Source organism: Longimicrobiaceae bacterium, from assembly GCA_035936415.1.
Taxonomy (GTDB): domain Bacteria; phylum Gemmatimonadota; class Gemmatimonadetes; order Longimicrobiales; family Longimicrobiaceae; genus JAFAYN01.
The window spans coordinates 1-10,520 of the sequence record DASYWD010000481.1; the positions used below are offsets into that span (position 1 = coordinate 1).

General features: G+C 72.6%; 14 protein-coding genes and 1 pseudogene. 5 read left to right on the plus strand and 10 right to left on the minus strand.

The window, feature by feature from the left end:
- Window positions 1-80: 80 nt before the first annotated feature.
- A complete protein-coding gene (locus VGR37_19490) occupies window positions 81-980 on the plus strand; it encodes an SMP-30/gluconolactonase/LRE family protein (GenBank protein ID HEV2149594.1) in 900 nt (299 codons plus the stop codon).
- A gap of 28 nt (window positions 981-1,008) precedes the next feature.
- The gene (locus tag VGR37_19495) at window positions 1,009-1,875 is read left to right on the plus strand and encodes a cyanophycinase (GenBank protein ID HEV2149595.1); all 867 of its coding nucleotides are present in this window, start codon (window positions 1,009-1,011) and stop codon (window positions 1,873-1,875) included.
- Window positions 1,876-1,943: 68 nt separating this feature from the next.
- Here VGR37_19495 and VGR37_19500 read toward each other — a convergent pair whose 3' ends face one another.
- Window positions 1,944-2,513 (minus strand): L,D-transpeptidase, encoded by a 570-nt coding sequence (locus tag VGR37_19500; protein ID HEV2149596.1) that lies wholly within the window; start codon window positions 2,511-2,513, stop codon window positions 1,944-1,946.
- A 327-nt stretch (window positions 2,514-2,840) separates the two neighbouring features.
- On the opposite strand from VGR37_19500, the gene VGR37_19505 reads away from it, so the two are divergent.
- A complete protein-coding gene (locus tag VGR37_19505; protein HEV2149597.1) occupies window positions 2,841-3,587 on the plus strand; it encodes a hypothetical protein in 747 nt (248 codons plus the stop codon).
- A 243-nt stretch (window positions 3,588-3,830) separates the two neighbouring features.
- Here VGR37_19505 and VGR37_19510 read toward each other — a convergent pair whose 3' ends face one another.
- Entirely contained in the window at window positions 3,831-4,238 is a 408-nt protein-coding gene (locus VGR37_19510; protein HEV2149598.1) for a hypothetical protein, read from the minus strand.
- 235 nt (window positions 4,239-4,473) lie between these two features.
- Between VGR37_19510 and rpsU the strand changes: the two genes are divergently transcribed.
- The gene (rpsU, locus tag VGR37_19515) at window positions 4,474-4,683 is read left to right on the plus strand and encodes a 30S ribosomal protein S21 (GenBank protein HEV2149599.1); all 210 of its coding nucleotides are present in this window, start codon (window positions 4,474-4,476) and stop codon (window positions 4,681-4,683) included.
- A 229-nt stretch (window positions 4,684-4,912) separates the two neighbouring features.
- On the opposite strand, the pseudogene VGR37_19520 reads toward rpsU, so the two are convergent.
- Window positions 4,913-5,119: pseudogene (locus VGR37_19520) on the minus strand (cold-shock protein).
- 294 nt (window positions 5,120-5,413) lie between these two features.
- On the opposite strand from VGR37_19520, the gene VGR37_19525 reads away from it, so the two are divergent.
- Window positions 5,414-5,629: a hypothetical protein gene (locus tag VGR37_19525; protein ID HEV2149600.1), complete on the plus strand. Its 216-nt coding sequence runs from the start codon at window positions 5,414-5,416 to the stop codon at window positions 5,627-5,629.
- Here VGR37_19525 and lgt read toward each other — a convergent pair.
- From lgt to VGR37_19560, 7 genes are all read right to left on the minus strand, one after another.
- Complete coding sequence (gene lgt / locus VGR37_19530; protein HEV2149601.1) at window positions 5,590-6,591, minus strand: prolipoprotein diacylglyceryl transferase; 1,002 nt, start codon at window positions 6,589-6,591, stop codon at window positions 5,590-5,592. The two genes, VGR37_19525 and lgt, sit on opposite strands and share 40 nt — an antisense overlap.
- A 50-nt stretch (window positions 6,592-6,641) precedes the next feature.
- Window positions 6,642-7,691 carry a hypothetical protein gene (locus VGR37_19535; GenBank protein HEV2149602.1) on the minus strand — a complete coding sequence of 350 codons (1,050 nt, stop codon included), beginning with the start codon at window positions 7,689-7,691 and terminating at the stop codon, window positions 6,642-6,644.
- Window positions 7,692-7,734: 43 nt separating this feature from the next.
- Window positions 7,735-8,331 (minus strand): hypothetical protein, encoded by a 597-nt coding sequence (locus VGR37_19540; protein HEV2149603.1) that lies wholly within the window; start codon window positions 8,329-8,331, stop codon window positions 7,735-7,737.
- Window positions 8,332-8,482: 151 nt separating this feature from the next.
- Window positions 8,483-8,848: a hypothetical protein gene (locus tag VGR37_19545; GenBank protein ID HEV2149604.1), complete on the minus strand. Its 366-nt coding sequence runs from the start codon at window positions 8,846-8,848 to the stop codon at window positions 8,483-8,485.
- 43 nt (window positions 8,849-8,891) lie between these two features.
- Window positions 8,892-9,899 (minus strand): alpha/beta hydrolase, encoded by a 1,008-nt coding sequence (locus tag VGR37_19550; GenBank protein ID HEV2149605.1) that lies wholly within the window; start codon window positions 9,897-9,899, stop codon window positions 8,892-8,894.
- A 23-nt stretch (window positions 9,900-9,922) separates the two neighbouring features.
- A complete protein-coding gene (locus tag VGR37_19555; GenBank protein ID HEV2149606.1) occupies window positions 9,923-10,111 on the minus strand; it encodes a hypothetical protein in 189 nt (62 codons plus the stop codon).
- A partial coding sequence (locus tag VGR37_19560) for a hypothetical protein (GenBank protein ID HEV2149607.1) occupies window positions 10,108-10,520 on the minus strand: 413 nt, incomplete at its 5' end. The genes VGR37_19560 and VGR37_19555, both read right to left, overlap by 4 nt.

The window sequence follows — 10,520 nt, forward strand, 5'->3', positions numbered from 1 at the left end:
GTGGCGGACGCCCGCGTCCGCCTGCAGGAGGTCGCCACCCGGGTTACCAGCGGCGCGCCGCCCCGACCCTGAGCGCCGCGATGACCGACCGAAACACGTCCCCCGGCACCGTCCCCCTCCGCAACGCCCTCTCCGCCCGCGCCCGCCTCGCCGAGGGGCCGTCGTGGGACGCGGAGGCCGGCGTCCTCTGGTGGGTGGACATCCACAACCACCGCGTCCACCGCCTGGACCCCGGGAGCAGCGAGGACACCGTCTACGAGGTGGGGGAGCCGGTGGGGTGCGCCCACCCCACCGCGGACGGCCGGGTGGTGCTGGGGCTCCGGCGCGACGTGTCTCTGCTGGACCCGGGCACCGGCGAGCTGGAGCGCCTGGCGACGGTGCTCCCGGAGCGCCCCGGCCTCCGCATCAACGACGGGAAGTGCGACGCGCGCGGCCGGCTCTGGGTGGGGTCGCTGTCGAAGGAGGAGGGCGGCGCCGCGCTCTTCCGGGTGGACCCGGACGGGAGCGTGCGCGAGGTGGTGGGGGGACTCACCATGTCGAACGGGCTGGGGTGGAGCCCGGACGGGGGCGTCTTCTACCTCACCGACTCCGGCGCGAAGACCATCTACGCCTACGACTTCGACCCGGACGCGGGGGCGCTGTCCCGGCGGCGCGTCTTCGCGGACCTTTCCGGCGGCGACCCCACCCCCGACGGGCTCACGGTGGACGCGGAGGGGTGCGTCTGGTCCGCGCAGTTCGACGGCGGCTGCCTGGTCCGCTTCGCCCCGGACGGCGGCGAGCTGCTGCGGGTGCGCCTCCCGGTGCCGCGCCCCACGAGCTGCGCCTTCGGCGGGAGCGGCGGCGACGACCTGTACGTCACCACCGCCTCCGTGGGGATGAGCGAGGACGAGGTCGAGGATGCGGTGGAATCCGGGGACCTGTTCGTGCTCCGGCCCGGCGTGTCCGGCCCGCCTTCCAGCCGCTTCGGCGGCCAGGGCTGAACCATTCGACTGCGAACGACGGATCCGGATGACGAGAAAGAGCGACGAGACGGCGGCGGAGCGGCGGCGCAGGGGCAGCAACGGGCGCCTGCTGGTGATCGGGGGGGCGGAGGACCCGGACGAGAGCCACATGTGCATCCTCCCGCACCTGGTGGAGATGGCGGGTGGGAAGAAGGCGCGCATCGTGGTCTGCTCCTCCCCCTCCGAGTGCCCGGAGGAAAAGGTGCGCACCTACGGCAAGCTGTTCGAGAAGATCGGGGTGGCGGAGGTGTACGGGGCGTCCATCGCCGACCGCCACCAGGCCGACGACCCGGAGCACCTGGAAGCCGTGGAGCGCGCCACCGCGGTGTTCTTCACCGGCGGCGACCAGCTCCGCCTCACCGCGCTCATCGCGGGGACGCAGTTCAGCGAGCGGGTCCGGGAGCGGCTCTACGGCGACGGGATGGTGGTGGCCGGGACCAGCGCGGGCGCGGCGGCCATGAGCAGCGTCATGCTCATCGGCGGGGAGCCGGAGGGGACGGTGCGGCGGGACGACGTGGAGCTCGCCCCGGGGCTGGGCTTCTGGCGTGACACCGTGGTGGACACGCACTTCAACCAGCGCGGGCGGGTGAGCCGGCTGCTGACCATCTTCGCGCACAACCCGCAGGTGCTGGGAATCGGGATCGACGAGAACACGGCGCTCGACCTGGTCCCCGGCGAACGCTTCACGGTGATCGGCGGCGGCGTGGTGATGGTTTTCAACGGCCGGGTGACCCACACCAACGCGCCACAGGCCGGGGGTGCGGAGATGCTCGCCCTCACCGACTCCATCGTCCACGTCCTCCCGGACGGCTACGGGTTCGACCTGAAGAGCAAGCGCCCCCTGCTCCCGGGCGGCGAAGAGATCCCCCAGTAGCGCAGACGAAAGAGCCGGGACCGCATGGGCGGCCCCGGCTCCGTTCCGACCTTCCGGTCGTCCGTCCGCTACGGCGCCACCGTGAAGCGGATCGGGTCGTCGAGCCGGACGGTGCGGGTCTTGTGGTCGTTGCTCACCGTCTGGTACCACCCGGAGCTGCGGGACTCGCCGCCGTGCTCCATGAGGATGCGGGCCAGCTCCTCCGCGTCGTCCGGGTCCATCCGCACGCACCCGTGCGACGCCGCCGTCCCCAGCGATTCCGTCGCGCCCGTGCCGTGGATGTAGTAGTCCGGCTGGTCGAAGAAGATCTTCACCGCCTTCATGGGGTTGTCGGGGTCGCCCGGCTCCTGGCGCTCCTCGTCCTCCGCCCACTCCGCGTTCGGCGGCGGAACCCACGCCGGGTTCCAGATGATCTTCTCGATGGTGAAGCTCCCCTTCGGCGTGGGGTGTTCGCTGGTTCCCACCGCCACCGGGTACTCGCGCGGCTCCACGTTGCCGCCCCACACGTACAGCGTCCGCTCGGAGATGTCCACCGAAAGGCGGAGCGGCTCGTCCTGCGCCGTCGCGGGGGAGCCGGCGGTGAGGAGCGCGCCCGCCAGGGCGGCCAGGGAAGCGATCGGACGGAAGTATGATTCCATGAACACTCTGCGGTTCGGATGATCGGTCGCTGCCAGGTGTCTACTGTTTGTATACCGTTAAGCCCGGCGCCCGTTCCATTTGCAAGTTGTGTTCCTACAATTGCTTACGCGTGCCGGTCCGGGCTGTCGTCAGCGACCGCGCGGGTCGTGGCGCAGCCAGGCTAGACGGATCGCGACCGCCGGCACGTCGCGCGTCGGCGCGCCGTACGGGAGCCGGAGCGCACGCTCCCCGGCGGATTGACGCGCCGGGAGCACCCCGCTAACGTGTGGGCCGCTTGCCGGACGCCCCGCCCCGGGGGTCCGCACCGCACCCAGGCACCGGGACCGATGATCGAACACTCGCGGCAGACGATCCAGCTCACGGTAGGCTTCATCGTCTCGCCGGCGCTCGAGCTGGACGAGCACCGGCTCGCCGCCTTCAGGGCCCGGCTGGAGGAGGAGGGGATCCGCTTCGACCATGCCGAGCAGGGCGACGCCGGGCTGATCCTGGTCCGGGAGAAGCCTTCGGTGCTGCAGGTGCAGGTCGCCACGGGGCAGGTGGCCGGCGGCGCCGAGCCGGTGGCCGTCAGCCAGCTCGTGGTCGCCACCGCCCTCGCGCCGGAGGTCCCGGCCGCCTCCGCCTCCGACTTCGCGAACGCCGCGCACGAGGTCACGGACGTGGCGCGAGACGTCTGGCCGGAGATGGAGAACGTGCTGGGGTGGAACACCGGGATCCGGGTCCTCTTCGCTTCCAGCACCGAGCACTCCTTCCAGTACCTCTGGGAGCGGCGCCTGGGCCAGTCCACGGACGACCTCTCCGTGTTCGGCCGGCCCATCCTGGGCGGCGGGATGCGGCTGGTGTTCCCCCCGGGGCAGACGCCGGGGGAGCAGTTCCAGGCCGAGGTGCGGGTGGAGTCGTTCCTGGAGGACGTGCGCCGGCTGTACGTGGAGCTGAACCTGGGCTCCGGGAACCCGGAGCCGATCAGCGCCATGAACCCCACCTCGCTGGTGCAGGTCACCGAGGAGTTCCTGCAGGACCGCCTGGTCCCCTTCCTCCGCGCCGGGGGCGGGGAGAGCGACGCGGGTCTTGCGTAAACACGAGAAAGGTATATATTTAAGGCCGTTGAGACATGGTGGGGAGCTTCGTTTTTTGAGCCGATAGTTCTGAAGCCGGGGACACCTCCCGCGGCGGACGCGGTGCCCGAGAGGGCGCGGCGGAACCCAAGGGGCTGCCACCCAACGATTCTCGAATCGGGCTTCAAAAATCCCTCCCCGTCGTGTCTCCCAATAGAAAAGGCCCGCTCCGGCGGGCCTTTTCCGTTTATGGCCGCTCCCGGTCTAAGGCCGGATCAGCGACAGGCGGATCTTCCGCTCGCCGAGGGTGACCACCAGCGTGTCGCCGGGGCGGAGCTGCTCCAGGGTGGCCGCGTCGATGAACTCGCACGTGGGCTCGTCGCCCACCTGCACGTCGGCGCGGTAGCCGCGGGCATACGCCACGCTCCCGTCGTCCCGCCCCCGGGCGTTGCTGCGCAGGTACACGCCGCGGTCGTTCATCAGCCAGAGCCCGGGCGGAGCGCCCGTCCCGGGGTGCTCCACCTCGCCTTCCGGCGCCGCGTCCTCCGCGTGCAGGTCCACGCCCGCCGCCACGTACCGCTGCGCCTCCGTCATCAGCCGCTCGTCCGCCGCGAGCGACTCCTCCAGCAGCGCGCGGACCTCCGCGCCCTCGAACTCGAACCGCTGCTCCATGTGTCCCTCCCGCTGAATGCCCGTGCACGTACACCCCAGTGGGAGTATAGCGGTGCGGCTCGCGGGGGGCACGCGCGGGCCGCGGGAACGCGGGCTCCGTGGTCATCCGGAGGTCCCGCGTTGACCTGGGCGCCGAAAGAGGATAGCTTTGAGGATGGCAAACCGGAGATCGCCACCACGCGCCTGGACGCGAAGGACGGGTCTCCCTATTTCGCTCTCCTACGGAAGGATTGACGTGGTCGAGATTCAGCTGGAAGAGACCGATCGTCTGGACTGGGCGCTGAAGCAGTTCCGCCGCCGGATGATCCGCTCGGGGATGTTCAAGGACATGCGCCGCAAGCGCTTCTACGAGAAGCCCAGCGAGGCCCGCAAGGCGAAGTCCAAGGCGGCGGAGCGCCGCCGGCACAAGGACCGCAAGCGCGCCGCGCGCCGGATGGACTTCTAGTCCGCCACAGGGCATGTCCCTCTGAACGAAGAGACCCGAGCCGCCGGCTCGGGTCTCTTCGCGTTACGGTCCGGTTCTACCAGCGGTCCCGGCCGCCCCCACCACCGCCGCCGCCGTACCCACCACCACCGCCTCCGCCGCCGTAGCCACCACCACCTCCACGCCCGCCGCGGCCACCCCCACCACCACCGTAGCCCCCCCCGGAGGAGCCGCCGCCCTGGGGCGCGTCCAGCCGCACGACGTTCTCAGCCGCCGGGCCCTTCTGCCCCTGCACGACGTCGAACTCCACGCGCTCGCCCTCGTCCAGCGTCTTGAAGCCGCTGCCCTGGATGGCGCTGTGATGGACGAACACGTCCTTTTCACCATTCTCGCGCGTGATGAAGCCGAAGCCCTTCTCCGGGTTGAACCACTTCACCGTCCCAGTTTCCCTCGCCATTTCTCTACCCTGCGTGCTGTGATGTGTGGAATGGACCGCTCCACCGCAAAGTACGCCCTTGCGGAGCCCCCGCCAAGACCTTTGCGCCATCCAGGGCGAAGCGGCCCCACGGCGGAGGGGCCGCAATCTGCGTGCGAGCGCGTTCGCGCACAACGGCGGGCGTACGCCGCGAACGGCCCCGAAGAACGTGGCGGGGCGCACAACCGCTTTCCCCGCAGTTTCTTACCTGGTGCGAGGCCCGATTCGTGCGGCGCCGGGCGCTTCCCCTGTATCTCGTTTTTCGAGCGAGGAAGCATGGCAGAGCAGAAGCATGACGGTGGCACGGACGCCGCAGGCGGGGCGCAGAACACGGACCGCGAGCGGGTGGTCCGCGAGAGCCGGGAGGCCGGTCTGCGGTCGCAGGGCGGCGGGAGCGCGGACGAGGAGGCGATCCGGAAGGCCGCGCGGGAGGGCGCCGGAGCGGAGGGGGATCAGCCCAGCGGCGGCTCCAGCGGCTCCGCCACGCCGTAGTCCGGGTGGGCCCGCGGGCGCAGGGCGCGCGCGACGAGGAGCAGCCCCGCCACGACCATCACCGCGCTGAGCGCCTGCCCCATGGTGAGCGGGCCGAGCACCGTCCCCACCGGGTCGTCGGCGGAGCGGAACTGGGCGTCCGGCTGCCGGAACAGCTCCACGAAGGAGCGGGCGAGCCCGTATCCCAGCAGGAAGATCCCCCCGTACGTGCCCGGAGGGAGGGTCCGCCCCCGGCGCCGCATCCAAGCGTAGACGCCCCACAGGACCGCGGCCAGCACCACCCCCTCCAGCACGGCCTCGTAGAGCTGCGAGGGGTGGCGGAGCGGCACCTCCTCGCGGACCCGCTCCCACGCCCCGGACCGGTACGCGGCGCCGATCGCCTCCTCCCGGCTCCGCATCCCGCCTCCCTCCGCTCCCAGCCGCCGCAGCGCGGCCGGATCGGTGGGGAAGCGCATGGCCCAGGGGACGTCGGGCGATGCGACGCGGCCGTACAGCTCTCCGTTGACGAAGTTGGCGACGCGCCCGGCGAACAGGCCGAAGGGCGCCACCAGCGCCGCCGCGTCCCCCAGCCGCAGGAATCCCAGGCGCTCTCTCCGCGCGTACCACCACGCGGCGACGATCACGCCGGCGGCGCCGCCGTGGAAGGAGAGCCCGCCCTCCCAGACGCGGAGGATGCGCAGCGGGCTGGATGCGAAGTCCGCGAAGTCGTAGAACAGGACGTAGCCGAGCCGACCGCCCAGGACGACGCCGAGCACGCCCGCCGTCACCAGGCCGCCGACGCCCTCCCGGTCCAGCGGGATGAAGCCGTCGCGCGACATCCGCAGCAGCAGCGCGTAGGCGGCGGCAAAGCCGAGCAGGTAGGCCAGGCCGTACCACCGGACGTCCACCGGACCGGGGAGGTCCAGGGCGACCGGGTCGATCCAGGGGAAGCGGATCTCGAGGAGCGCGGGGAGCAGGTGCACGCCGGTCCGGGTCAGGAGGGGCTGAATATGCGGTGTGGCGGAGCAGCAGGCTACGACGGGCCAGCGGTGCCGGCCTCGGCGGCATCGTCATCGGACGCGGGTGCCCGGCCGCCGCGGAGACGCTGGAGCTTCTCACGCACCGACACCGGAATCAGCAGGGCGTCGGCGATGGAGGCGATCTCCTCGGCCTCCTTCCAGGCCCGCTCCAGGAGATGGAGCTCGCCCTCAAGCGCACGGTGCTCCGCCTCCTCGTGCGCCGCCATCTCCAGCGCCAGGCGGAGCTCCGTCAACGCCTTGCCGATCCGGTAGTCGTGGTCCACCCAGATCCCGTCGTTCCTCTCCTTCTCCAGCCTGTGCGCGGCAGTCCTGAAGTAGGCCTGGGGTCCGCCGGCGCGCTCGATCTCCTCCACGGCCGCGTTCACCTGCGACGGCGCGGCACCCTTCTGGTTGAGGTGGGGCAGCGCGAGGCCGGCCATGCGAAAGGCCTCCGATCCGCTCAGCTCGGTGGTTCCGCCGTGGTGCGCCACGCGGAGCAGCCAGCCCTCGGGCCCGTCGCTCGGGAGCAGGCGGAGCGCGCGGACCTGCGCCCGGGACATGGGGAGCACGTCGCCGCTCCCGGTCGTGGCCCGGACGACCACCGACCGGTTGCGGTACAGGTCGTACCCGGCCAGCGACAGCATGACCGGCCAGGCCAGCGGGACCGCGCCGACGAAGAAGCCCAGGAAGATGCCCGCACCGGCCCATCCCTCCACCTGGTGCCGGCGCCGCCTGCGGAGGAGCTGGTCACCGTAGCGCCACGCGGCGAACTCCGGACGCAGGGGCTTGCCGATCCGGACCAGGTCCAGGCCGTCGCCGACGCGTGCCAGCCCGACGTTGCCGGTGCTCACCTGGCGGCGGGTGCTGCCGAAGTGGCGCTCGCACTGCTCGATGGCTTCCCAGCGCTCCTCCAGGGGGCTCAGGTTCCACCGCCCGCACCGGAGACATACGACCCACAGGCGCCCGTTCGCGGAATCGAACGCGAGCCGCCGCCCCACCTGGAACGCCTCGACGGACTCGTTCGTGCCCAGGCCGGCCCTGCAGTAGAGACAGGTGGAATACATTCAGGCCACCGGACAGGGCGGGGATCGATACGCCACGGCGGCGCTAAAACCGCACTCCCATGTGCACACCCACGCTCCCGGTCGCAGGGGCGTAGGCGGGCGAAAGGGAGACGCGAGGGGCGGCTCCCGCCACCACCCTCCGGTTGTACCGTTCGACGGAGGCGGGAGCGGTGGCGATGCTGTACGCCGCCCCTGCCGCCATGACGCCCACCCCGGCGACGTTCAGGGCGTCCCAGCGGAACTCCCCGCCGTCGGGGTTGTCGAGGTCGAACCGGGGGGAAAGGATCTGGCTCCACGCCGAGGCCACGACCAGCGCCGCTCCGGCGGAGCGGATGGCGAGCCCGGTCTGCGTGCGCTCCCGGTCCCGGGCGTAGAAGCTGCCCGCGGACGGAGCGGCCACGGCACCGTAGGCGAAGAGCCAGAACCCCGGGATCGCGTACAGGTCCGACTCCGTGCCCCGGCTCAGGAGCGCGAGCCCGGCGGAGGTCGCCACGGCCGTGTGCGCGACGGAAAGGAACTGCGCCCTGGACGCGCTCTTCGGCACACCTGGCGGCGCAGGCTCGGGCAGACGCTCCTGCGCGGAGAGCGAGCCGGTGACCGGCAGGAGAACCATCAAGGTCAGGACGAGGCTGCTTCGCACGGAATTCTTCTCCGGGATGAGGGCACCGACACGGACAGGCTGCCGCGGCGCTCGGCCGTCGCCCGGAAGTGGCTGCCGTTGCCGCCTGGACGACACCGACAGCACTTCGGTCACGCCTGAGGCGCCCTGGCTCGCGCCCTCGATCCGAAGGTCAGATCCGGCCGAGCTGCGCCTCCAGCAGCGAGTCTGCGCGCCGGAGGGCACCGTCGCTCAGGGTCAGCTCCGTCCGGCCGCGCTCCTGGGCGGCCTCCAGCCGGGCGAGGAGGACGTCGCGGTCCTCGCCGCCGCTGCGCATCCAGTGGAGAAAGGCCAGCTCGATGAAGCGGCAGGCCAGCACCGCCTCCTCGTTCCTCCATCCCAGCACGTCGCGCGCGTAGCTCCAGGCGCGCCAGCGGCCGGAGCGCAGCGCGTGGAGCGCCCGCTCCCGGCACTCCGGCGGGAAGGGCGTCCTCCACTCGATGGAGCCCATCTCTGCGCCCCAGCTCTCCAGGAAGACGTGGTAGGGCTGCCTTTCCATTGGTGCGCGTCTCCTGCCCGGAGGGTCTGCGGCAACGGCCCCGTCAGCGCGGCGCGAGGAGCGACCGCACCGCTTCCTCCACCCGGGCCCACGCCGGCGAGAAGGGGGCCACCAGGTCGAAGTGCCCGGCCCCTTCGACCAGCACCAGCCGCGCGTCGTCCCCGCGCGCAGAGGCCCGCTCCGCGAATTCCCGGCTCTGCTCCACGGGGACGATGGCGTCCAGGGCGCCGTGCAGCAGCCGCTGCGGCACCCCGAGGGGGAGGAGCTCGGCCGGGCTGGCCTGCGCGTAGCGGTCCGGGACCTCCGCCGGGGACCCGCCGAGGAGCAGGGGGACCGCCGCGTTGCAGCTCCCCGGGGCGGCGCCGTACGCGCGCAGGTCCGTGATCCCCGCCAGGGGCACCACGCCGCGCACGGGGAGCGGGTCGCCCGAGACGAGCGGGCTGGACGAGGGGACGTTGCGGCGGGCCGCGAGCCAGAGCGCCAGGTGCCCGCCCGCCGAGTGGCCCACGAGCACGACGCGGTCCAGGTCCAGCGGGTACCTCCGCGCCAGCTCGCGGAGGTGGTCCGTGCCCCGGGCCACGTCCTGGAAGGTCCCCGGCCACCCTCCGCCCGGGTCGCCGATCCGCCGGTACTCCAGCGTCCACACGGCGACCCCCGCCCGGGCGAGCGCCGCGCTGGCGCTGGCGACGTGGCGGACGTCGAACTGCGACCTCCAGCACCCCCCGTGGATGAAGACCGCCACCGGGTGCGGTCCCGGCCCCTCCGGGAGGCGCAGCTCGCCGAACTGCAGCGGGTCCGCGCCGTAGGCGATCCGGTGGTCGGGGGCGGGGACGGGGAGGGCCGCGACCTCGTCCCAGGTCACCGGCCCGCGCGCCGTGGGGGCCGGGTGCGCGCATGCCCCCACGCCCAGGGTGGCGCAGGCGGCCAGCGCCGCCACGCGGGTCCTGCCGAAATCATGTAGCATCATAGTCTCGCTCCCGTTCGCCTCCAATACGTCCACCGCGATCACGTCGTACGTCAGCCGTCCGCACGCGGCTCTCCGTCCTCCCACGGACGCCGTCTCAGGCTCCAGGCCTACCGGCGCCGCCTGCGCCAGCCCACGGCCGCCACGCCCAGGGCGCCGACCAGCATCATCCCCAGCCGCAGCCGGACCTGCGCCGGGGTCGGGTCGGGCCGGACCAGGAAGAGGACGGCGCCGTACACCATGACGAAGGCGAATACGAACTGGAGCCTGTCCTCGCGCGGGGGCGGAGCGGGCCTCATGCCCCGGGCGGCACCCCCCCGCGCGCGAAGACGATCTCCGCGCCGGTGAGCCGCACCACGACCGTGGTGTCGTTGGTGGTGCCCTGGAACCGCACCGTGGCGCCGCTCGGGAGCGTCGCCACGAACCCCAGGTACTCGCCGCGGCGGAAGTACGTCCCCCGCAGCTCGCGCGTGACCTCCCCGGCGCACGGGCTCCGCTGCCGCACGTCCAGCTCGAAGCGGTTCGTGGAGCTGAGCTCCACGCGGCCGCGCCCTTCCACCGGGCACTCCCCCGCGGTCCCGTCCGCCGCTCCGGCGCGGCCGGCGTCGAGGGGCTGCAGGCGCCCGTCGATGCGGACCAGCGCGAAGGTCCCGGAGACCGACTCCGGCGGCGCGGAGCCGGCGCCGCCCGAGGCGCACCCCGCCGAGG

Bases quoted from the DNA above. Each gene is read 5' to 3' on its own strand.
- VGR37_19490 (HEV2149594.1), top strand. From the start codon at position 81: ATGACCGACCGAAACACGTCCCCCGGCACCGTCCCCCTCCGCAACGCC.
- VGR37_19495 (HEV2149595.1), top strand. From the start codon at position 1,009: ATGACGAGAAAGAGCGACGAGACGGCGGCGGAGCGGCGGCGCAGGGGC.
- VGR37_19500 (HEV2149596.1), bottom strand. From the start codon at position 2,513: ATGGAATCATACTTCCGTCCGATCGCTTCCCTGGCCGCCCTGGCGGGC.
- VGR37_19505 (HEV2149597.1), top strand. From the start codon at position 2,841: ATGATCGAACACTCGCGGCAGACGATCCAGCTCACGGTAGGCTTCATC.
- VGR37_19510 (HEV2149598.1), bottom strand. From the start codon at position 4,238: ATGGAGCAGCGGTTCGAGTTCGAGGGCGCGGAGGTCCGCGCGCTGCTG.
- VGR37_19525 (HEV2149600.1), top strand. From the start codon at position 5,414: ATGGCAGAGCAGAAGCATGACGGTGGCACGGACGCCGCAGGCGGGGCG.
- VGR37_19535 (HEV2149602.1), bottom strand. From the start codon at position 7,691: ATGTATTCCACCTGTCTCTACTGCAGGGCCGGCCTGGGCACGAACGAG.
- VGR37_19545 (HEV2149604.1), bottom strand. From the start codon at position 8,848: ATGGAAAGGCAGCCCTACCACGTCTTCCTGGAGAGCTGGGGCGCAGAG.
- VGR37_19555 (HEV2149606.1), bottom strand. From the start codon at position 10,111: ATGAGGCCCGCTCCGCCCCCGCGCGAGGACAGGCTCCAGTTCGTATTC.